Annotated in this window: 25 protein-coding genes; 1 reads left to right on the top strand and 24 read right to left on the bottom strand. The window is 54.4% G+C overall.

What is annotated here, in order from left to right:
- Nucleotides 1-80: 80 nt before the first annotated feature.
- From CWC46_RS19975 to CWC46_RS20020, 10 genes are all read right to left on the bottom strand, one after another.
- Nucleotides 81-479, bottom strand: a complete 399-nt coding sequence (locus CWC46_RS19975; protein WP_021014779.1) for a hypothetical protein — start codon at nucleotides 477-479, stop codon at nucleotides 81-83.
- Nucleotides 476-3,295, bottom strand: a complete 2,820-nt coding sequence (locus CWC46_RS19980; protein WP_021014778.1) for a conjugative transfer ATPase — start codon at nucleotides 3,293-3,295, stop codon at nucleotides 476-478. Before CWC46_RS19980 ends, CWC46_RS19975 begins: the two co-directional genes overlap by 4 nt.
- Complete coding sequence (locus CWC46_RS19985) at nucleotides 3,295-3,702, bottom strand: TIGR03751 family conjugal transfer lipoprotein (RefSeq protein WP_021014777.1); 408 nt, start codon at nucleotides 3,700-3,702, stop codon at nucleotides 3,295-3,297. Before CWC46_RS19985 ends, CWC46_RS19980 begins: the two co-directional genes overlap by 1 nt.
- 85 nt (nucleotides 3,703-3,787) lie before the next feature.
- A complete protein-coding gene (locus tag CWC46_RS19990; RefSeq protein ID WP_021014776.1) occupies nucleotides 3,788-5,311 on the bottom strand; it encodes a TIGR03752 family integrating conjugative element protein in 1,524 nt (507 codons plus the stop codon).
- Entirely contained in the window at nucleotides 5,308-6,180 is an 873-nt protein-coding gene (locus CWC46_RS19995) for a TIGR03749 family integrating conjugative element protein (protein WP_037381288.1), read from the bottom strand. The genes CWC46_RS19990 and CWC46_RS19995 overlap by 4 nt, the downstream gene beginning before the upstream one ends.
- A 20-nt stretch (nucleotides 6,181-6,200) precedes the next feature.
- The gene (locus CWC46_RS20000; protein ID WP_021014774.1) at nucleotides 6,201-6,860 is read right to left on the bottom strand and encodes a PFL_4703 family integrating conjugative element protein; all 660 of its coding nucleotides are present in this window, start codon (nucleotides 6,858-6,860) and stop codon (nucleotides 6,201-6,203) included.
- Nucleotides 6,857-7,231, bottom strand: coding sequence for a TIGR03750 family conjugal transfer protein (locus tag CWC46_RS20005; RefSeq protein ID WP_021014773.1), 375 nt, complete (start codon nucleotides 7,229-7,231; stop codon nucleotides 6,857-6,859). Before CWC46_RS20005 ends, CWC46_RS20000 begins: the two co-directional genes overlap by 4 nt.
- Before the next feature lie 9 nt (nucleotides 7,232-7,240).
- A complete protein-coding gene (locus CWC46_RS20010) occupies nucleotides 7,241-7,591 on the bottom strand; it encodes a TIGR03745 family integrating conjugative element membrane protein (RefSeq protein ID WP_021014772.1) in 351 nt (116 codons plus the stop codon).
- Between the two features lie 15 nt (nucleotides 7,592-7,606).
- Nucleotides 7,607-7,852: a TIGR03758 family integrating conjugative element protein gene (locus tag CWC46_RS20015; protein WP_021014771.1), complete on the bottom strand. Its 246-nt coding sequence runs from the start codon at nucleotides 7,850-7,852 to the stop codon at nucleotides 7,607-7,609.
- Nucleotides 7,852-8,166: an integrative conjugative element protein, RAQPRD family gene (locus CWC46_RS20020; RefSeq protein WP_021014770.1), complete on the bottom strand. Its 315-nt coding sequence runs from the start codon at nucleotides 8,164-8,166 to the stop codon at nucleotides 7,852-7,854. Before CWC46_RS20020 ends, CWC46_RS20015 begins: the two co-directional genes overlap by 1 nt.
- A 314-nt stretch (nucleotides 8,167-8,480) precedes the next feature.
- Between CWC46_RS20020 and CWC46_RS23365 the strand changes: the two genes are divergently transcribed.
- Nucleotides 8,481-9,053 (top strand): hypothetical protein, encoded by a 573-nt coding sequence (locus tag CWC46_RS23365; RefSeq protein WP_021014769.1) that lies wholly within the window; start codon nucleotides 8,481-8,483, stop codon nucleotides 9,051-9,053.
- A gap of 54 nt (nucleotides 9,054-9,107) precedes the next feature.
- Here the strand turns inward: CWC46_RS23365 and CWC46_RS20030 are convergent, their stop codons facing one another.
- The 14 genes from CWC46_RS20030 to CWC46_RS20095 form a co-directional block, all read right to left on the bottom strand.
- Complete coding sequence (locus tag CWC46_RS20030) at nucleotides 9,108-9,341, bottom strand: PerC family transcriptional regulator (protein ID WP_021014768.1); 234 nt, start codon at nucleotides 9,339-9,341, stop codon at nucleotides 9,108-9,110.
- A 7-nt stretch (nucleotides 9,342-9,348) separates the two neighbouring features.
- Entirely contained in the window at nucleotides 9,349-10,107 is a 759-nt protein-coding gene (locus tag CWC46_RS20035; RefSeq protein WP_021014767.1) for a TIGR03747 family integrating conjugative element membrane protein, read from the bottom strand.
- Nucleotides 10,107-12,212, bottom strand: a complete 2,106-nt coding sequence (traD, locus tag CWC46_RS20040; RefSeq protein WP_021014766.1) for a type IV conjugative transfer system coupling protein TraD — start codon at nucleotides 12,210-12,212, stop codon at nucleotides 10,107-10,109. Before traD ends, CWC46_RS20035 begins: the two co-directional genes overlap by 1 nt.
- Nucleotides 12,209-12,796 (bottom strand): restriction endonuclease, encoded by a 588-nt coding sequence (locus CWC46_RS20045; RefSeq protein ID WP_021014765.1) that lies wholly within the window; start codon nucleotides 12,794-12,796, stop codon nucleotides 12,209-12,211. The genes traD and CWC46_RS20045 overlap by 4 nt, the downstream gene beginning before the upstream one ends.
- Nucleotides 12,793-13,311 carry a PFL_4695 family integrating conjugative element protein gene (locus CWC46_RS20050; protein ID WP_021014764.1) on the bottom strand — a complete coding sequence of 173 codons (519 nt, stop codon included), beginning with the start codon at nucleotides 13,309-13,311 and terminating at the stop codon, nucleotides 12,793-12,795. The genes CWC46_RS20045 and CWC46_RS20050 overlap by 4 nt, the downstream gene beginning before the upstream one ends.
- Nucleotides 13,308-13,946 (bottom strand): transglycosylase SLT domain-containing protein, encoded by a 639-nt coding sequence (locus CWC46_RS20055; RefSeq protein WP_021014763.1) that lies wholly within the window; start codon nucleotides 13,944-13,946, stop codon nucleotides 13,308-13,310. Before CWC46_RS20055 ends, CWC46_RS20050 begins: the two co-directional genes overlap by 4 nt.
- Entirely contained in the window at nucleotides 13,925-14,647 is a 723-nt protein-coding gene (locus CWC46_RS20060) for a TIGR03759 family integrating conjugative element protein (protein WP_051391466.1), read from the bottom strand. Before CWC46_RS20060 ends, CWC46_RS20055 begins: the two co-directional genes overlap by 22 nt.
- Nucleotides 14,648-14,656: 9 nt before the next feature.
- Complete coding sequence (locus CWC46_RS20065; RefSeq protein ID WP_021014761.1) at nucleotides 14,657-15,502, bottom strand: hypothetical protein; 846 nt, start codon at nucleotides 15,500-15,502, stop codon at nucleotides 14,657-14,659.
- A 98-nt stretch (nucleotides 15,503-15,600) separates the two neighbouring features.
- Entirely contained in the window at nucleotides 15,601-16,806 is a 1,206-nt protein-coding gene (gene pilV, locus CWC46_RS20070) for a shufflon system plasmid conjugative transfer pilus tip adhesin PilV (protein ID WP_021014760.1), read from the bottom strand.
- A gap of 9 nt (nucleotides 16,807-16,815) precedes the next feature.
- Nucleotides 16,816-17,496 carry a prepilin peptidase gene (locus tag CWC46_RS20075; RefSeq protein WP_021014759.1) on the bottom strand — a complete coding sequence of 227 codons (681 nt, stop codon included), beginning with the start codon at nucleotides 17,494-17,496 and terminating at the stop codon, nucleotides 16,816-16,818.
- Nucleotides 17,493-17,969: a lytic transglycosylase domain-containing protein gene (locus CWC46_RS20080; RefSeq protein WP_021014758.1), complete on the bottom strand. Its 477-nt coding sequence runs from the start codon at nucleotides 17,967-17,969 to the stop codon at nucleotides 17,493-17,495. Before CWC46_RS20080 ends, CWC46_RS20075 begins: the two co-directional genes overlap by 4 nt.
- Before the next feature lie 6 nt (nucleotides 17,970-17,975).
- Entirely contained in the window at nucleotides 17,976-18,566 is a 591-nt protein-coding gene (locus CWC46_RS20085; RefSeq protein WP_021014757.1) for a type 4 pilus major pilin, read from the bottom strand.
- Nucleotides 18,567-18,576: 10 nt separating this feature from the next.
- Nucleotides 18,577-19,695 (bottom strand): type II secretion system F family protein, encoded by a 1,119-nt coding sequence (locus CWC46_RS20090; protein WP_037380658.1) that lies wholly within the window; start codon nucleotides 19,693-19,695, stop codon nucleotides 18,577-18,579.
- Nucleotides 19,688-21,256 (bottom strand): GspE/PulE family protein, encoded by a 1,569-nt coding sequence (locus CWC46_RS20095; protein ID WP_021014755.1) that lies wholly within the window; start codon nucleotides 21,254-21,256, stop codon nucleotides 19,688-19,690. Before CWC46_RS20095 ends, CWC46_RS20090 begins: the two co-directional genes overlap by 8 nt.

Below are 21,256 nucleotides of genomic sequence, written 5' to 3' on the forward strand. Positions count from 1 at the left end.
AAAACAAGCTAACGCGCCTGCGGCTTGTTCAACTGGCGTCGTCTGCCCAAAAGATTTGAGCAGTCGCCGCCAGTTTCCGATCACCCCTCGTTGACCGTGACAACATCCAGCGATTTCAGCAGCCACATCATGTCAGTGGCATCCGGCACATTGATATACCACCGGGCCCCCCGTGCATATTCATTATCATCTGGCCAGACCGTGTTACCAGCGAGGGTGATCAACAGATCCAGCGTGGTACCGGCCTTACCCCCCAGATGGATGGAAAGGCAATTGAGCATACCCACTCGATGCGGCCGTATGGAGAGAGTCATCGGTGAATGCAGGCGCCGACGGATATTATCTTTCAGCTTCATCAGCTGACGGTGATCACTTTCACCAATATACGCATCCCCTTGCGGTGGCACATCAAACATGACGGCAAGACTCATTTCGTTATCGTTGACCACCGTCGGTGGTGACATTCCACGTCGTCTCATGCTGCCCTCATTTCAGTGAGTATTCCCCGAGCTTTGTCGAGCTTGCGTGCCACATGGAACGCCGCATCCAGTTCACTACAGTGATGTTCATTCATCAGTGCCCGCCGCTCCGCTTTCTCTTCTTTTTCCGTCATCCCAAGCGCCAGGTACAGGCTGGGAGGAACGGCCCTGAACAAGGCCTCTACCCGTTTGGCCAACACCACGCCTTCGGTATAGCACCGCGGCAGTTTGGTCGCCGACAGCAGCATGGCTTTTTGTTCCTCGGTGAGTTTCTTAAAGCGGGCGATTTGCTCGACCTCATCCGGCGGCATGGTCAGGCACAGCCACCACTCGGCCATGTTAAGCATTTTTTCCGCCGTATCGGGGTAGTCCGCAAGGTTCTGTGTGGCCAGCCACAGCCAGGCGCCGAGCTTACGCCACATTTTCACTACCTTGGTCATGTAAGGTGACAGCAGCGGGTTGGTGGTCACGATATGGGCTTCATCGATAACCATATTGATTTCCCGATCGAGGTACTGATCGCGCTCGGCAATATTGTTCACGGTATTGACCAGGGCAATGACGGCCACCGCCATCTGCGCTTCATAACCTTCACGGGCCAGCGTCCCCAGGTCAATCAGCGTTACGTCCGCCTCTGGCCACGGCGTACCAGGACGGTTGAACAACTCTCCCTCAAAGCCTTCGGTAAACATACGTAATGCTTCGGACATTTCTTCCGCACGCGCACGCCGGCTGGCCGTTCTGCGCTCGCGGCCGTCTGCGTCTTTCGCATTATCACGCGCAATATTTTCCAGCGCATGCATCAAATCCTCTGGCAACATTTGACGACTTTCACCGAATGACGTGCGTGCCGCGGCTAAAATTGCTTCACGCAACATCCCACGGTCAGCACGGGTCATACGTGCTTCCTCTGCGGCTTCCCCGCCGGTGACCATCAAACGCGCCGCAATTTCCATCTCGCCCAGGATGTCACGTTTTTCATCCTCTTCATCATCGTCAGTGCCGGCATCGAGTTCTGGTAGTGCCGACTCATCCGTTACCAGCTCATCCGGTGATGCCTGCAGCAGCAGATGGGCATCCGCAAAGGGTGCCAGAGAGACCCCTTTCCCCGGCTTCACGCTGATTTTATTGACAGTCAGTCCAAGCGACTCACAGTAATCGGCAAACAGCCCGAAGGAGTTACCCGCTTCCAGCAGGAACAACCGTGATCGGTGAACCGCCATCAACTGAGACAACGCACTGCACAGCGTGGCCGACTTCCCGGAGCCTGTCGGTCCGAACAGCAGTAAATGTGCATTCTGCGTACGGTCGGTTTTGTTCATCGGGTCGAAGGTCAGCGGCGCACCACCGCGATTGAAGAAGGAGAATCCAGGATTGCCCGTGCCGGTGTCTCGGCCAAAGACCGGCAGCAGGCAGGCAAAATGCTGCACAAACGTCAGCCGACTGTACCAGTGATTTTTATCCACCGTCGGGTTAAAGCACATCGGCATCGCTCGCAGGTAACCGTTCAGTGGGGCCACATCATGTTCCGGATTCACCGGCTGTAGTCCTGCATTGAGCAGTTTGGCGCTGATATCGAGATAACGCTTGTCGAGGGTATCGAGATTAGGTGCCCGGATGAGAAAAGTCAGCGCCGCACGGTACAACTTATGCCGTTCCCCCAGGTATTCACGGGCTTTGTACGCATCCTCGCGGGCACGAGTGGACTCGATATTTTCGCCCATGGCATTGCGACCAAGACGATTGAACTCCTCTTCCAGCACATCCTGTGGTTGAACTATCAGCGTCATGGCAATCATGGTGCCTTCCGGCATCAGATCCATCAGGGTATTGATGTTCTCCCCCCGCCGGACTTCACCGGTCAGATGGCCGGTCTGGGGCGCGCGACGTAAACGTTCAACCGGTACCGCCTTGTGAGCGACGTTATCAAACCACCATACACCACGCTCGGCATCGCTACGCGGGCGCGTAAACCACAGCGTTTCACTGAAATCATTGAGGATAGGCAAGCTATCTGGCTCGCCGTCGTCGTGCCGGGCGGCACGGTAGAGCACGTCCGGGGCGACCCATTGCGGGCTGGGGTTAAACCAGCGCAGCAACCAGCTGTGGATCTGCTCACCGTTTTGTCGCTCACAGCGAATACCGGCTCCAGCCATGGCCGACGTCAGGCGGTCACATACCTGATTTAACATGATGGCCGGCGGCAACGGATCACGCGCATTCTTTTCGACGTAACGATAAATCACCATACGTGTACGCCGGGTCTGGCCACGCCAGGGGGCACCGGTGACAATCTTGTCTTCAAAGAGCCCCTTTTCTACTGAGATACTTTTCATATGCCGTTCGGTTTCGGCCAGCCAGGCCTGAGTAAACGGCGTTCCCTGCGCCCAGGGTTTCACATAACCCCGCAGCTTATCCATATACGCCGTGACATCGGTTTCATCCTGGCAGTAAAACTGCGTCACCCACTGGTTGCCATCGAGTTCCGGCAAGCTGTCCTGCAGCGCATCTTCCACCACGTCCCGGATCTCCTCCAGACGTTCGGCCGGGCGGCCTTCTGTGCCGACAGGGATCACTTCAAACACGGCACCGACGGAGACACCGTCATCAAGTAACAGGCATCGTCCTTCAGGGAGATATTCCCCCCAGGGCATATAATCGATAATAGAAGGCTGTTGGCTGTAGGCCCTGGCCTCATCACGGTGAGTAAACGTCCCTTCACGGCTGAATGGCTCATGCCCTTCGACAGCAAAAGGGCCGCTGCCGGTAAGGTGCACTTCAGAGGCGTCCGGTTGACGGCGAAACAATGAAAACATTACAGATCTCCTGTGCGTTCGCCCGGCAGGGCGTATTGGATCTGGCTGTAAAATGGAAATACGGTGCTGTACCCCGGCACCGGCGCATTGCCCTCGGCGATGTGGGGGTAGACATACATCACCATGTCGGGATTAGGCAGACGCGGAAACGTCTGCTGAATTTCATTTTCCTGAGTACGGCTGTAGCTTTCCGCCATCGGCGTTGACGCAGTGCGTTCACGATCATTTAGCGCCCGACGCAAGGTTGCTCGACCCTCGCCGGTGGCATGGGTCGTCGAAGCCCCGTCATTCCACAACTCCAGCATGGTGCTGTCACCGGGTGGCAGCATGGCATCTTTACTGGTACTGCAACCGCTCAGCAGCATCAGTAACACTGCATACAGCAGCGGTGTTCTATTCTTTTTCATGCACCTGTCCACCTTTCTTGTAGAGTTCATCCGCTGAGACAACGTCCCGAAAACAGCGCAACAAAAACCTGTCCATATCCCCCATTCAGTCCAGTCCCGTGCCGGCCTGGCTCAGGCTGAAGTCATACTTCACTTTGCGGCCTTTCTCTTCATAATCAATCGCCAGCTGCCGGGTGATATGGACCGCCACCTTCATGCCCGGGGGTACATAGATGGCATCAAAGGTCTGGCCATAACGGGCTTTCACCCAGTCCGCCATATCCCGCATCCCCCCGGAGACCGCTTTACCGAGGACAGACTGTCCGGCATCGCCCGTCAGCGTTGATGTCACACCACCATAAGCGTTCGTCTGCGCAGTATTTTGGTTCTGGGCCAGCGCATCGCCAGCGGCGCTGCTGGCAGAGAGCGCAAAGAGTGTGGGCAAATAGGTCGATGCGTTCGATTTCCGCTCGCCAGAGAGACAGGGAATACCGTTTTCATCTGACAGCCAGCCAATACTGCCAGCATTGTTGCCGTTGTTTCCGCCCTGGCTGTCGGTCTGCCCGGCAGGCCGTGGCAGGGTACGTACTGTGCCATCAGAAAAAACAAACGTGATGCTGGTCACCGAGCCGCGCACGCACGACAGCGTCCAGTCACCGGTCGCCGTGCCGGAGACAATTGCGCCCTGCACATCCGGCAGGTCGATACCGTTCGCGGTCAGGTTGTCTTTGCCAATAAGCACTTTGAAGGGATAAGGGTCGGTGACTTTTCCATCGATAGGGACGCGTCCGAGCAACGCGGTCATCGCCCGGCTGCCAATTAGTGTTGAATTTTCAGGCAGGGTGTACACCGGATCAACGGGGCCCTCGGCGGCGTTATTGCCACTGAGGGTTTTGCCGGCATTGGTTTTATTGGCCAGCTCGGCTTTCTGACGGGTGATGGCGTTATCATCCAGGAAGGAGGTTGCAAAGGAAAAACCGTTGGCAATGTTGGTATTCCCTTCTCCAACCGGTTTGCCGCTGGCATCTACCGCCACGCCGTCTTTAGGTTCAACCCACAGGAGACCATCGCTCCCTGTTGAGGGCACGGCACTCCCGACGCCTCCGCCATCGAGCCCCAACCCCACGGGGATATCACTGCCGATGGTAGAAGGATTTCCTGTCATCGTTCCCTGACCGCCGTTGCCTTTATCCTTCAATTTCTGCATGAGGTCGCCAATCTGTGTAGTCAGTGCTTGTACCTGGCCTTTCAGATGGCTTTGTTCTTTATCTGCCGTTGACTGCGCATTGATCACCGCCTGATGGATACGCTCATCAACGTTCTGATTGCTCTGCTGCAGATTTTTATTTTCTTCCGCCAGAGCCTTGTTGTCGGCGTCAAGCTGGTTTTGCCGCTTCGTCACCGTCTTCAAACTGCCGACCAGCGTGCGCAGGGTGTCCTGAGGCGTGTCCCCTTCAATGCCCATCGCCTTCATGTCCTCCGGCGTCAGGTCAGGCACTGCCGTTCCTGCATTGGCCTGCGCGTTTTTCTCCCCGCCATCTGTTGAGCAAGATTTGACACCAATGAACACCGTGCCGAGGATAGCCAGCGGCACCATGAGTTTGACGAGACCATTGGATTTTATTTTCATTTACGGGTACTCCGCGTCTTTTTGCCGTTGACCAACGGCACGACGGGCTCGGACAAGAATGCGCTTTCCGGACGGCCTTCCGTCACCAAATACAACACCGTGGTATCCTCGGGCGTCCCTGCATTCCCTAACCATCGGTGCTGGAAAGTCGCCGAGACAAACTGACCTTCCAGTTCCCGGGGATCGAGAATGACCTTTGTCGCCGATGTGTTGCGCACTTGCAGGGCAACGACGCTGTAACCGTTAAGGCCCCAGGCTGCCAGCGGACTGACGGTCACTGGCGCTGAGGGATAGAGAGTAGTGATCCGGGAAGGCACTTTAAGCGCGACGGTACTGATACCCGGCACGGCCTCCACGGTGCGCAGTGGGCCGTAGAGGCTTTGTGCGGCATAGCGAGTCAACACCACCGGTAACGGAGCATTCAACTTTGCTGGCTTGCGCCGTTCTGTCATCGCTGCATTCTGAGTCGATACCGATTGACCATGGCGACTGCCGGTACCGCTGACCTGCGTTTTGTCGCTGGCAGAAGCCGATGACACGTCACCGTCATACACCACCTGAACCGGTTCGCGGGTCGTTTTTCCCACAGCAGCGCTGACATCGAGCAAAATGATTTCGCCGTTTTCCTTGTTCTGCAACTGCAAACGCGTCACAGGAAAGGCATCACTGGCATCCAGATAGACCGCGCCCCCGCTGCTTTGTACTCTCAACTTGCCGTTAAGGGAGGGTGGGAACCCGACCCGCACGTTTTTATCCACAAACACGATCCGCTCTTGCCCCACGTTGAGAGGAATTTGCAGAGGGATCCGCTCCCACTTCATCAGCTCCACGGCATGAGCCACACCAACCGTTGTCATTATCAGTCCCATCGCGGCCAGGATTTTTAGTTTCACTGGAACACCCCTGTTTTTTTCTCAGGTGCCTGAACAGGTATGGCTTCCAGGCGCTGAGGCACACCGTAATAACAATCCATCGCCAGCCCGAACGGGTTACGCTCAGGGTCACCTTCCCAGCGGATAACCTTGATCGGATAACGCACCATCGCCCGTTTCACCGGTTCGGTGTGGTAATACTCGTCAGCCACCAGATCCAAGCGGGCAACCCATTCATCATCGGATTTGATCTCTACACTTTTGCTGCTGTAACCGCGTTTGGGGATCTCATAGACCACGCGCACGCGGTCTTTCAGCTCTCCGCTGTTGGTGCGAAACTCGGCATCCTTATTCAAAAAATCCTGACAGGCCGGTGTCAGATAAGGGCTCATCTGGGCAATTTTGGCTGGGTAATCCACTTCCCCATTTTTAGGCCAGGCATTCAGTTGCTGAAAGATATAAAACGCAAAGCTGTATACCGTGGAAGGTGGCACTTCCCACCATTTTTTGGTGCTGCCCGAACGGAGATCGGGCGGATTGTGGATAGTCAGGTTTCGGGGAGCCAGCATCCAGCCGGTGCTGGTTGTCATCATCGCGACAAACAACATGGCGCACACCATACGCAGGGTGAAAATATGGTTGTCCCGGGCGCTGACCGCATTGCGAAAACGGCTCATTGGATGGCTCCCCGTTTAAAGGGACGCGTACGCCTCAGCGCCCACGCCTGACTATGAATGACCAGCCCCCGGAAAAGCCCAGCGCGAGCATGCAACTCCTCCAGCCGCCGCCAGAGATAGTTATCCGGCTTGCCGCGTTTGTAATTGCTGACCCAGCGGCCACCAATAAACACAACCATGATGGGCATGATCAGCATGCAGGTCGGGATCGCAATCCAGCCGACTGCGGGGATGAAGACCAGGGGGAGGGAAACGGGAATACCGAGCAGAAACCCCACCGCAGCAGCCAGCAGGAACTCACCGGCAGTGAAGCCTTTCCAGACAACGGGCGGGGTATTCAGACGGTCGGGTAAAAACTCGATCACGGCCATACTGCCCCCTTAAAGAATGTCGCTGGCTTTGGTGACAAGCCAGATAACCACCACTAGCAAAATGACACCGATGATCACGAAGGTGCCAAACTCCGTCCAGGTCGCCTTACCCTGACGGACGTGATGGAAACAGCTGATGGCCGCATTGGCGACCACGATGAAGGCAACCGCCGCTATCACCAGACCACCCAGGGTCAGGCCATCACGCAGATAACCTTTGATAGTGGCGTATGTGCCGCTCCCGCCGCCGGAAGTCGGCTGCTCGATTGACGGCAGGTCAGCCAGGGCATTGCCGACATAAAACAGGGTACTGCCTGCCAGCAGCGCAAACCTGTTTCGAAAGAAAGTCATTAACTTCATTGAATTATCCTTACTTCAGTGAAAAAAGAAGAAGAGTGTCAGGAGCAGCAGCACAACCAGACGAATAGCCGTCTCCGGCAACTTGCTCATGGGAATGGATTTATCAGAGACGCCGCGGTAGGCGGTCACCAGCACCCAGGCAACAAACAGAAAAAGTACCGCCCCGAGGAGTCCCAGAATGAGAAGATTGAGAGATGCCGGCTCCATGCCACCGCCGGTGCCGGCACTCCAGCCTGACTGCTGAGCACTGGTCATGGCCATTAGCGCCCCTCCTCACGGTACTGACCGGTGACTGACATTGGCACCGAAGGCTGAGCCCGGGACGGTTCCAGATAATGCGCAATACCTTGTTTCATCGTGGTGATATCGCGTGTTGCACTGAGGTAGTCGAAGTAAAAGCGGGCATTCTGGTCATTCTGATTGGCCACGACGCGAGCTCTGTCGAGACCGGCCTGAACCTGGTCAAGCTGACGCATCACCAGGGCCAGCTCGTCTTTTTCGGAAGCCTGCGTCTGGAACGTGCTGAAGCCAAAAATGGTCAGTAGCAGCACGCAGAGCCCGGGGGATTGGCGCATGACGTTCTCCTGTGTGTTTAAGGTTGCGGGGAAAGACTGACGCAACCGAACAGGGAGAGCAGCAGGAAACTGTTTATGACGGGGCGAAAATTAAAATGAAAAAGCCTGTTTGCAGGCCGAACGTAGTTAAGCCTTTACTTTTGGAGTATATATATTGTTTTCAACGGGTTTGATAAAAACAGCTCATTCAGACTGACAGAGGAGAAATCACAAATAAAAAAAACATTACGCCCATCTACAGACTGCGGAAGAGGGCTCAGTGCCACTGCAAAAACATGCAATCAATTCAATTCGACAGATAATAAGGAGAAGATATGAGTCAGTTAATCTCTGGTTATGAGAAAGAATTCCACAATGCAATAGAGCGAACGGATTCATGGGGGCTGTGCGCACCGTACTTTAAGACATCTGACAAACGATATATTGATGAAAAAACACTGCAAAAACTGACTGAATACCTCCAAGTTTTTTTTGAAAACCGTGATATCAAGCAAATCTCCCAACAATGTTTTGCGGTCAACTTTTTAATGCAGAGACAGGTAGAAAAACTTTTAGGAACACCTCTCACTTATACGTTGGGATATGTAGAACGTAATCAACACAAAGTATTTTACACACCGGAGGAACAGCTCCGAGAACGACTGTCTGCCCCACCTTCATTGCGTCCTGTAGACCTTCACGCTTGGTTGACCTCACCTTCTTATGAAATTATCGATCTTACATTTAGCACAACTTATGGCGTTGTCCTTGACACCCCTGAATGTATAGGTTTGGTGGCGGCACAACATCATTCACTGTTTAATGAAGCTTTAATCCACCATCCTCAAATTGTTGGGAAGGATTTCTTAACTGCTATTGGTCTATTGTTGCAATTTGAGGAGGACTAAACTGGAGAAGTAATCCCTCTTGTCCCCTCGCAGCTCGGTACTGAGTTTGCGTTTCTAGTAACCGTCGCTATATCGAAGCTGTTGTTTGTAGAGTTTCCGATTATCCCGACGACGCTGGTCGGGCGCTATCTTCACAGACATGTTCAAACAATGTTCCCGTCGCCTGATAATTGCCTCACGAACAGAATCATCCACCGTGAGATCGAGCACGTCCAGCCAACGGCGTGCAGCCCGATGCCACCATCCACGCTCTTCAAGCATCTCAGCCTGTTCATCTTTTAACGTCATGTTCATCTTAAAGATACTTTTTGAATGCCCCCGTCACAATCGACAGCACCACCCCCAACATCACCGCCGCAGGCAATAGCAGTAAATTAGGCCACACCGCCGTCGGCCAGGCCAGATACAGCATACAGGGGCCGTACATTGCCGGTTTCACGTAACGCTTGGCATGATGATAAACAAAACTGGATTCATAACCGGCACCGTAACGGCGTAAATCACGACGAACGAGTCCGTCAACAATGCCAGTAACGCTCACCATAATGAACAGCGGTATCGACAGCACCAGAATGGCTACGCGAATGGCAAAGATGATCGTTACATACACCGTGGCCTGGAAATAATCCCAGAGTGCCATCGCCAGCCAACTGCCTACCCGGTTCAGTGCCTCAATAGCACCGCCCTGCCCCTGTATGTGGCGGGCGTGATTAAGCCAACTGATAAAGCCGCTGTCCACGAACACCCACTGATATGCCTGTTTTATCCACACACTCATGACCGTCACCGGCTGTGATAGCATCAGGCTGCGGGTGAAACCTTCAGACAAGTAGCCACTTTCCGTCAGCATTACCTGGCGGCTGTGTTCTGCGCCTTCGCTGGCCCAGATAAATGTCATGCCGGCATATTCGATAAGCAGGCTGACCAATAAAGACGCCAGCAGGATCCCGATAATCTTCCAGGGCAGTAGCCAGAACAGCGTAATGAACAGCCCGGGCTGTTTGGGCGGGACCGTCTGTGTCTGTTGTCGGGATTGAACTTTCTCCTCGGCCATTATCCCTCCGTGGATGATGCCGCCAGGGCATCGGAAGGCAATGAGCTGCCCGTCCACCAGGTCTCACCGGTGCGATAATTCTGCTGCATGTACTCTGCGATGCGGCTGATACTTTCCGGCATAAGCGGGTCATTATCGCTTCCCGGCAGCGGCATCCGGATTTTCCACAGGCGCCCGCCCTCAAGCAAAGCAAATGCCTGGCCTTTGGGCAGGTTGATAATATCTGCCGGCGTTATCATCGGCATTCTGGCCAGCGTCACCTGATCCTGCACGTTACTGTTAAAATCCGTTCCTTCTCCCGGCCGCGAAACGTCGGTCACGCCAGACGTCAGGGTTTTGTTGTAGACGTCCACTTCGGGTAACTGTTTGGTCAGCAATTCTGCTGTGCTGTTTTCACGCACCCTCAGCATAATCAGCGAGTTGAAATTACCCACCACCTGATTGGCTTTCGCCCGGCTGCCCACCCGTGCCTCGATATCAGACAGGGTCTGTGTATACGCCGTCACCTGAATACCGGCACCGCCCCCCTTGTTGATAAGCGGGATAAACTCATCCCCCATCAGCTCATTGAACTCGTCACAGTGCAGGTTAATGGGGACTTTCTTTGGCATCGCTGCGTCGGTTTCATCAGCAAGGCCAAATTTATAGATATGGCCGGCGACAGAGACCAGATCGGCAAACATGCTGTTGCCGACAGCTGACGCCACCTCGGAGTCGGACAGCGCATCGAGGCCAACATAGACAATCCCTTTCTTGCGGATCACCTCCTGCCAGTCAAAAATGGGGCGGTTGTCGTCCATATCATTGTAATCCGGGGCCAGAAGCGCGGCAGTTTTGCCGGTAGTCAGCTTCTCAAGCAGAGGCAACAGGGAGGCCACGATTTTGTCAAAATAGGTGCGGTCATAGCGGACGGCACTACGCAGGCCGTCCAGCACCGGATCCCACAGTTTTTTCCCTTCATCAGAACTCAACGTCATTTCAATAGCCCACACTCTCAGCGCATTGGCCTGACCCTGCATATTGCGCGGCAAGTCCTTTTCTTTGAGCATGCCGGATGACAGCAGGTTTTCTACCTGCTCCAGAAGATGAGGCGCCCGGGACGCCAGCATGTTCTCAACGTAGGTTTCATAGAGCTCGCCAATGTTGGTCACATAGCGCAAGATCAGACTGTAATCAGGACGTTGTCCGAGCGCGACCAGCGCCCGGGTAATGATGTTCACAAAACGCCAGGCGAATTCACGAAACGCCGCCGAATTACCTTCACCAGACAGTTGTCCCGCGACGCGGGAGGCCACCTCAGAGATGCGGCTGAAGCGGCCAATGGCGTTATAGCGCGCACTGATGTCAGGCCAGCCCAGATGAAAGACGTAAAACTCGTGTTCCCTGCCCGACCGTCGGGCCTCTGCCCACATGCGTTTGAGCAAATCGGCATCACCTTTGGGATCGAACATCACCGTGACATCGCCACGACGAATATCCTGCGTGACCAGCACCTCCGCCAGGCGAGTCTTGCCCACTCGGGTCGTACCGATAACCAGTGTGTGTCCCACCCGTTCGCCCAGGTCATATAACACGTCGCCTTCGCTTGGCTCCACGCCATGATAGACAGGACTACCGCCCACCGGCGGTAAAGGGCGCACCGGATTGAGCAACGTATCCGCCTGGGCCAATCGGCACAGCCACGGCAGGCTGTACTCCAGCCGTTTTTCCAGATCCCGGGCCATACGATAGATAACGGAAGGCTGAACATAATGTTCTGCTTCAGGACGTCGCGCTTCGAGCAGGCGTTGCGTGTGTTTTTGCGTCCACTGAAATCCGCGCCCCAAAAACAGATAACGGTGGCTCACGGGGATTTGTCGGCTACTCAATTCATAACGGGGCAACCGCCGGATATTGCGCCGGTAACGCAGGATGCGCAGCCCCTGGCGGGTACGTTTGAGCGCCAGCACGCCAAAGCCGGCAGCGGTGACCCAACTGACAGAAGGGGCCAGCGCAACCGCCCAGGGGGCCGTCAGACAAATATAGGTCGCACTCCAGGCCGTCCCCGCCGTATACAGCTCCACCGCTGGACGCAGTAGGGATTCCATCACATAGCGATCGCTCATCGGCCCCTCGTTTGCCAGCCGGCGTCACCGGCAAGAAGTGTTAACAACCGGCCGCCGCTTATCAGCGTAATGTCGGGAACAGCGCTCAATGCTTCGCGGCTGACCTCCCCCGTTCGTCCCGTATGCACAAAGAAGCCGCGACACTTTTCCTGACGAACTAATTCACCGAAATCCCGGACATGACCTGACTGAATACAGGATGAAAATCGCTTGGCTTGTATCAACCAACGCTGGCCGTTGATCCACACCTGTCCATCTATCCCGCCGTCGCCGCTATAGCGGACATTGCGCTTAATCCGGTAACCCTGACGGGCAAAGGCAGTCAAAAGCATCTCTTCAAACACGTAGGGATTGATTTTTCGCAGATAGACAAGCCTGGCCGCATCATCGCGCAGTTGTGGAAGTCTGACGAGAACGCGGCTCGCCTGACGCTGATAGCGACGGTGGCGTCGCTGGCTCACGGGGAAGCAGATAAAAGACAGCGCCAGTAACACCAGGAGCAGGAGCAACAAACTCAACCACAAGCCCGGTGTTTCTTGCCGGATGGCACTGATCATTTCAGCACCAGGAGAAACAGGGATCATTGTGCTAGCCCCTTTTCAGTGATGATCAGGGGGTAATGAGTCAGTTGCAGGCGGTGGGCCAGGTCACTGCCGGAAACGGGCATCATGTTGTTGTCCGGTAGCAGTGACTGCAATGCCTTCAGGTGAGCCTGGTCGGCAACATTCACCACAAACCCGGCTGCATTAAGCCGCTTAAGATCGGCCCCACGCTGAGCCAGCCATCGCCGGGACAAATCATCGTCGCCAATAATAAAAATAGGCGGCATCCCGGGAAGCGTGAGCTTTCTGGCGGTCACCGTCCCTGGCGTAAGCTCCGGTGTATGGACGGGTAACATAGAAGCCGCCGACACCTGCGCGGGTACAGAGGGAGACGCCAGCGATTCAGGAGGGGTCAATTCATCGGGCTGGGCATTCACGGCGTCAAAATAAGGGCCTGTCGGTTCCCCGCCCAGGTCTCCCACTACAGTCAGTGCTGCATAACCCGCGGTAGCTCCTCCAATAGCAAACAGCATTACAATCATTTTCAGAATTTTCATTTTGGCTCTATCCAGGTGAGTTGATTACTGACCAGTGCAACACCATTCAATGGTGTTGGCATCAGGGCCTGCGATCCTGATGTGGCCAACTGAGCGGGTGCGAGGGTGTCAAGCTTGCGACGAACAATGGCAATATAGGTCGCTGCCGCTTTGCCGCCGGCAGGATGGTGATAACAACCTGCCGCTTTTATCCAGCTTCCCGGACTGGCGTCATAGCAAGTGCGCAGAATATTCGCCGCGACGCGTAAGTTGGTATAAGGGTCGAAGGCATCGTAAAACGAGGCAAACAGATGTCCGTTCCAGCCCAGATTGACCTGAGCAATACCCACATCAATCCGCTTGAGCGGGTATTTCCGGATAAACTGAAGCAGTGCCTGCCAGGCGGCTTCTCGGGTCTTAAAACGATATCCTTTGCCCGCCACATTGATGGTCCAGGGCCACGGGCGTTCACCATAGGGAAGACGTCGTGAACTTTCCGTCAAGGCCAGGGAGTACAACGACTCGGCCGGCACGCGGGCCGCTGCCGCGATGGCATGATAAACCGGCGGGATTTGTTGCAACGGCTGACCACGCTTTGCAAAAACGCACAGCGGTAGCAGCAGAAGTGCTGACATCAGAATGCGGCGAGTTGCCATCCGTGTTCCCCTTGTTGCAGGATCACCGGCATTTGCCCCTGCCCGTAGGTCAACCACAATCCGCGATCGTGATTTAAGGTGATTTGACGGCTTCTCACCCGGTCGACCGGAATGTTGTGGCTCAATGCCCATTTGCGCACCGTGTCGTCTTTGCCGTCACTGCCCACCAGATAGATATCAACCGGGCGATTGTCGGCCAGCACAGCGGCCAGACGCGCATCACAGCGTTCACAGTTTTCACGCACAAACAACGCCAGGCGCCCGTTGGTGTCATGGGCAAGCCCTGAAGCATTGCCCATATTGACCGACAGCGCATTCGGATAGAGCCGGTTCCAGGCGGCGTTCACTTCGCGCTGAAACGCCAGTTCTTTTTCCGTGCGTCGGTACGCCTCTTTAACCCACAACTCCGCCAGACGACGACGTTCTGAAGAACTTTCGCTTTCCACACCCAGTGTCGTCAGGGGGTCAAGTCCCGGAGACTGGATCCCCCGCTTACCTTGTTTCAACTGCTGGTACTTTTGCCACTCGGTATCACTGAGCCCCCATTGCTGGGCCGATTGTTGGGACTGAAGTTGGGTCGATTTATCCCGCAGGCTATTCGCCGTTGAAGTGGTGCCGGTCACACTGTTGACTGTTTGCGCGCTGGCGATCCCCATTCCCCAAAACGCGCAAAAAACCACTACATTGCTGATTTTCATCATGACTCCCTTTTACTGCGCACTGATGCGCTGTGGTATGCCGTTAACGGAGAACAAAGCCTCATTGCCCTCCAGGCGTCGAAGCTTCCATCCCCAGGCAGAGTCACCCGGTGACAGAAGCCGCATCTGAGATAAGGTCGTCGCGCCCCGGGGAGCAACGACAGCGAACGTCTGACCACCGCGCTGTTCAATGCCGGTCAGGATAAACGGCGCAACCAGTGGCACCGTTCTGGCTGACCGATGAGACTTTTTTGCGGGAGTCGTCTTATGTTTTTTTTCTGAAGACACCGCATGACCCGATGAGGCGGCTGGGTTTTTTTCTACCAGACTGGCTTTGAGTGTTTCGAAACTGGCTTTTAGCGATGAAAAATCCAGGGCGCGCGCCTGACGACCATCAAGTTCATACTGCAGCGCTCTTTTCTGCTCATCGATTTTACTTTCCAACTGCTCGACTTTTTGGTTTTGGTCAGAGATTTGCCCGTCCAGCGTTTTACCGAGCGTCCTCATGCCTGACACCACGCTTTCTTTCAACGCAAAGCGCTCGTCTTGTTCAGCAACATGTTTTTCCAGAGAGGCGACTGACGACGAGAGCTGACTCAACTGACCGCTACGAAGTGCTGCTTCGAGAGAGTGAATTCGAATGTCCATGTTGTTGACTTGTAGATAGAGGATCACACTCAACACACCGGGAACCGTTGTAAATAATGCGGCCAGACCATATGCAAAACGCTTTAGCAGCGCACGCCGACTTAAGAGGAACATTGGACGCCGGGCGGAGGGAAAGTTTTCAGTACCACCGCGCCCCGTTTTCTCGGGGTCTAAGGTCGGCTCTTGTTCTGGCAATGCTTCGGTGGTCATTGCACGTCATCCTTTCAGTTGTTCAGAAAGGTGTAAGGTGCAAAAACAGGAAGAATAAGGCGATGCTTAACTCAACATCGCCGTTTAAAAATTAGCAGTTAATAACCGACGAGCAGTTTGCCTACATATCCGCAGGTCATTGCACCGCCACCGGTCCTGCATTGACAATAACTATGTGTGCTCAACTGCCCGCCACAGGTACTAGCAGAGTTGTTATCGCAAATGCTATACGGGCACTGATAGATGTTTATGTTTGTTGATTCACCACCGCTTGCTACCCATACACCGTCTTTGCATGACAGTATTCCGCCAGAAGCATCATGGCTTATATCCCCATTTCTGCTACACGGAGCGCCAGCAGCATTCACTTGATCCAATTGCAGCACACCCCCTCCGGAAAGGTTGCTATCCGAACGGACACTGCCCCCTCTTACCTGCCCCCCGGTGTAAATATTTTTGTTATTGATAGCCCGCACCCAGTCATTGTCCGTCATGGTAAACCCGCCACCGTGGGTTTCATTCAGCCAACCGTTACTTCCCCTCGATATGAGCCAGCCACCATTACTGCGGATATCACCGCCGGCAGTCACATTGCCACTGAAATTCCCTGTCTGAGCATTCACCGTATTGGTGTTATTGAGATTATTACTCCCCATATCAATATTGGTATGCATACGGTTCAGGTCCGGTTTACCCGTTACCGAGAAACGGTAGAGACGGTCACTTTCTTCCCGGGCAACGCCCAGTTCGTCTGAAGGGATCAGCGCCCCAACATGCCCGCTGGATGTGCTCACCCCAAAACTGGCCAGTGGCACACTCCAGCTCGCCATGGCACCGGTCACATTGGTGCTTTTCCAGACGTAACCGCCCATGCCATCGATATCTACTGAAATATTTCTCAACGCCGTGTACGGTAGACTCGCTCCACCCTGCGTGATCACCAGTGCCTGCAGTTGGTCGGTATTCGTGGCATTGCGCGTCACCACCGCACTGATTTGTTGTCCGTCGGCGGTGGTGTTGCTAAACCCCGCTTCCAAAAGACCGGTATTTTTAAGTATGGTCGGTGTGACAATGACCGGTACAGTGGTACTGGCCGCGGCCAGTAACGTGTCATAGTAACGGCCCACATAGGTTTTCACCGACGCCCTGAAACGGGATAACTGAGATGCCGTCACCTGCCATCCACGCTGCTGGATATAATCGTTGTAATACCCCATTGACCAAACCGCGACGATCAGGAGAATTAACAGTCCGATACCGGTGCTCATCATGGCCCAGCCACGGTCGGCTGACTTACCTTTCATTGACATATATCACCACATCAGAATAGGGTCAGAAATAGAGAGGATCATGGACAGCAGCGCACTGTAACCCAACCATGGCCCCATCGGGCCACCGCGGGAAACCGTACTCGAACCGGCATACCAGAGGATAAAACCCATCACTCCCCCCATGAGTGAGAACAGGGAAAGTGGCGAACCAAACCAGGCACCTAACCCAGCAACCAGCCAGACATCGCCCAGGCCAAGCACTTCACGATGAGCAAACCGTTCTCCCAGTTTTCGAACCAGTAATCCGGCGATCAACAGGATAAGTGACATTATGGCGTGGGAAGACAGGACATGATGTTCAGCGGCAACACACAGACCCGCGATCAGAAATGGCCAGGTAAACTCCCGGGGCAACCACCCTGTCAGGGTATCGATAAGACTCATCCGGAAAATAAACAGTACAAATAATCCCGACGTCATCAGCTCAAACGGCCTGCTGAGTGACGACAGCATTACCATCACGGTCAGGGCCATGGCATGCAGCCAGATATGCTGTTTGACAGCCTGTACTTCAGGATCCGGTGACGCCGGATGCCCATATTCCGTCATCACCCCCGTCACCTGGGCAGTTTCCAGGCGGAAAATAAGCAACGCAAGACAGAACAGCGGCAATAACAGCGGCCACGGACCAATCAGCGTTAACAACGTCACCGGTCCGGTCAAAGCACTATCCCCCGCTCCTGCTTCAGGAGCCGCTTGTAGATGGCATAAATACGGTTGGCATAGGATTCCCGTGTTTCATGGCGGTCCTGGCGAAAACCGGCGTTATAGGAACCGAGACAGTTCCAGCTGATACCACAGACCTGAAAATGCGAGGCCAGAATCCGTGTACCGATTTGCACATTCAGACAAGGGCGCGTCAGCAATTGATTTTTACTGGTGATAACGCCATCGTGAATGAGCGCAGGGATATGCGTGGAGTTCACCTGCATCAGGCCGTAATCCTGGCTCAGTTCACGCCCGGTTCGCTTATCACGGTTAATATTAATGCTCGAGGGATTAAGACGGCTTTCACCGCAGGCAATGGCTTTTATCAGTAGCGGATCAATATGGTACTTTGCACCAGCTGCATCGAAACAAAATGCGGCCACCGGTCGGCACACGACCAGAAGTAAAAAAAACAGAACACGTGCCATGCACTTTTACCCATTCACTGTAAAGGTCAGCGTGTTCTGCCCGGTACCGCCGCTGTCCTTGACGCACTCCTTAGCCGCAGTTTCCGCTGTCACATTGCCGTCAGTGTGCGCCGTACTGTTAATGCTGACGCTGGAATAAGCACCATTGCCCATCTGCTGAGCGATAGAGATACAGGCATCCTGTGGAATTTTGGCTGAAGACAGGGAAAAACCGTTGTTGAAGCCATTTGAAGCCACCGGCGTTAATATCACTTGCCCACCAAAGGTGTTAAACATCGTGGCAGACCCGGAGGTGACATCCCCCTGAACGGTCATCCCCTTCGCACCGCCTGCGGCAATAACGGTACCGGTCATCGTGCTGGCGCTGGTGAAATCATAACCACCAGGCCCTTTGAAATTGCCCCGGACATAGGTGATCAGGCTCTGATAATTGGTGGTTTCCATGGCCACACTTTTCTGGGTCCATAATCCCCACAACTTGCTGACGACATACACAATGACAATGATTATCAGAATAGCGAGGGTCCCATTCTCAATAATGCCCCACCCACGATGAGGCTGTCGGCGAACTGAAACAGACAACGGATTAGCTGACATAAGAGATCCTTTAATGAGGTGAATACTGAGTCATGTCCTGAATTTGCATCACCATGCCCAGCATGAGTAAGAAGAAAGTGATTATCAGAAACAGAGAGAAAAGTTTTGCGACGTTGGCGCGTCTGGCAACCAGGCCGAGTACCTGTTCAAGCCAACGGTTAGCGTAATTGCTGATGAGGCGGGATGCCCCGTCGCCCTGCCCAAGAATAGAAAGGTAGTTAGCCGCTTCCTGGCTGGGGAATTGATATCCGCAGTCGCGAAGCGACTTCCCAAGACCAACACCATTATTGATACCGTCCGTCACCGCTTCGAGGCGCTCCTGTAACCAGGGAGAGCCAAAATCATGAAGTATTCTGACCGCATCAAGATGCGGGACCCCGGCTTCCAGCAATGCGGAGACATTCATCAGAAAGACCGCACCCTGCAGATCCTTATAAATTGACCACGGCATCAGTCGGTCAGCGAAACGCCGTAATGAGCCACGCCAGCGTGGCAGAGACCAGAACACCAAAGCAATAAAGGCCACACAGCACAACCCTGTTATTCCGCCATATGCCGAGGTGAATGCCGAGATGTGGTTCATCAATCCGAGAGCACCGGTCCAGGAATCCGGGGAGGAAAGTTTGCTGAGCGTGGGGATCAGCAGCCAGTTATTGACCGTCAGCAAACCGGCACCCAGAAACAACAGTAAAATCGGGTAAACAGAGGCCATCAGGACCTGACCCAAAATTCGCCGGCGTGCCACAATCAGCTTGTCAGCCTGTTCGAGTGATCGCGGCACACTACCGCTTCGAATACCGGCACTGATCAGCGCGGCCTCTTCTCTGGGTACCCAGGCAGCCAGCACATCCGGTAAGGAATGCCCGGCGCTGTTATCGGCAATCGCCTCAAGGCAATCCTCAACCAGCTCACTGTAAGGGTGCCAGCGACGACCAAAGTCTGTGTGCACTTCACCAATCAAACTCAGTGCCTCTTTAAATGATTTTTTATTTTCCAGCAGAAAGCGCAGCGTCTCGTAGAAGGGTTGACGATATTTACCGATGAAAGTCCTGCGAACAAGCTCATAGCGGATTCGCTGTAACAGGCTCATATCCTGAGCACGGTAGGAAACAGATGCATACTCAGACATGGGGCACTTCACAGGCAAGCAGTTCATCTTCATCCAGAGGACACACCAAATCGCCATCGAGAGGGTCCACCGTTCCTTCAGCCAGACGCCTCAGAAGATGCGTGCGCCGACTGATCCCGCCAAGATGCTGTAACCAGTATTGACGTGCGACGGCTGCACCTTGCGACAGGAACAGGGTCATAAAACGGGCATCTGGGCGGATCACTTCGGCCAGCACGGTACGACCGGTCACGCCACGACTGACAATGCGCCCGGTAAGCTCCACCTTTTTCTGGCAATGTTCACACCCTTGCGGATGACGAAACCAAAGCTGTTCCGCCGCGCAAATACCAGGCACATTGCAATATTTTTCCAGTCTGCTGCGGACGTCAGCCGGTAACGCCGACGCCTTTTGAGTCCAGGGAATACGGCAGTGTGGGCACAAGGTCTGGACCAGCCGCTGGCTGAGCAGACCAATCATGATTTGCGGATCTGCAATGAGCTGAATATTGACGCCCATCGACGCCATACGAGGTATCGCCCCGGCCGCACTGGGCGCGTGGAGTGTATCGAGGACAATGTGACCCGATTCTACGGCATGGACAGCTGCCATCACCGAATTACGCTCCTGCATCTCCCCAATGACGATGGCGTCCGGATCAGATCGAAGTGCGGCCGCATTGGAGTCTTCCCAGGCCTCAACCACGGCTTCACGAGCGCTGCTTTTTGGCGTTACTGAGGTTTGGATAGCCCCGGCAATACGCCCCTCAACGGGAAACTCGATAGTCAACAGGCGTTTTTTACCCTGAGTACGATCCAGCCAGTGCCGGCTAAAGGTGCGGAGCGTCGTGCTTTTTCCCGACCCCGTAGGGCCCGTCAGTGTCACCATGCCTTCCGGTATTCTCAATATTTTCTCTGCAAGCGCCTGTTGCTCGGGCAGAAATCCGAGTTGTGCCATGGTGGGCACTTTATGACTGTCATCCGGAATAATACGTAACACGACATATAACCCATCAGGTGTCGGCATATGCTGGTAACGCGCCCCAAACAACCCGGCACGGCGGGCATAATTTGAGGCCACACGGCCCTTTTGCGCAATCTGTTCAAGAAAATCGGTGGACTGCAAGTCACACATGGACCGGTAGATAGTCGACACCAGCGACAAACCTTCGTCAAAAGTCAGCTCATCAATGATTTCCAGTTCACCGTGGATACGCATTTCAATGACGGTGATTTTTTCGTTTTTACTCAGAGTCAGGTGAATATCAGAGGAGTCCAACTGCCCCGCCAGTGCCATATATGTCAGGACTTTCTGCTGGGTCGCGCTGATATCCTGCGCCTGTACCCCACGGGGCATAACGCTGTCCTCAGCGTTTGCCTGCCGTTCCCGTCGCGTATTGAGTTCACTGAGAGAAACGAACTCTTTGACTGCCATGGGAAAAGCACTGACCATGTCCATGACCCATCGCTGTACCAGGGGATCGGTACGGCGGTTCGTATCAATCACCAGCCTGACCCCCCCTTTACCGTCGGGGACGTCTTCAGCCAGCACAAAATCCATAATCTCTTTATCTGGTTGCAT

The sequence above is a fragment of the Prodigiosinella confusarubida genome, from assembly GCF_002847015.1.
Taxonomy (GTDB): Bacteria; Pseudomonadota; Gammaproteobacteria; order Enterobacterales; family Enterobacteriaceae; genus Prodigiosinella; species Prodigiosinella aquatilis.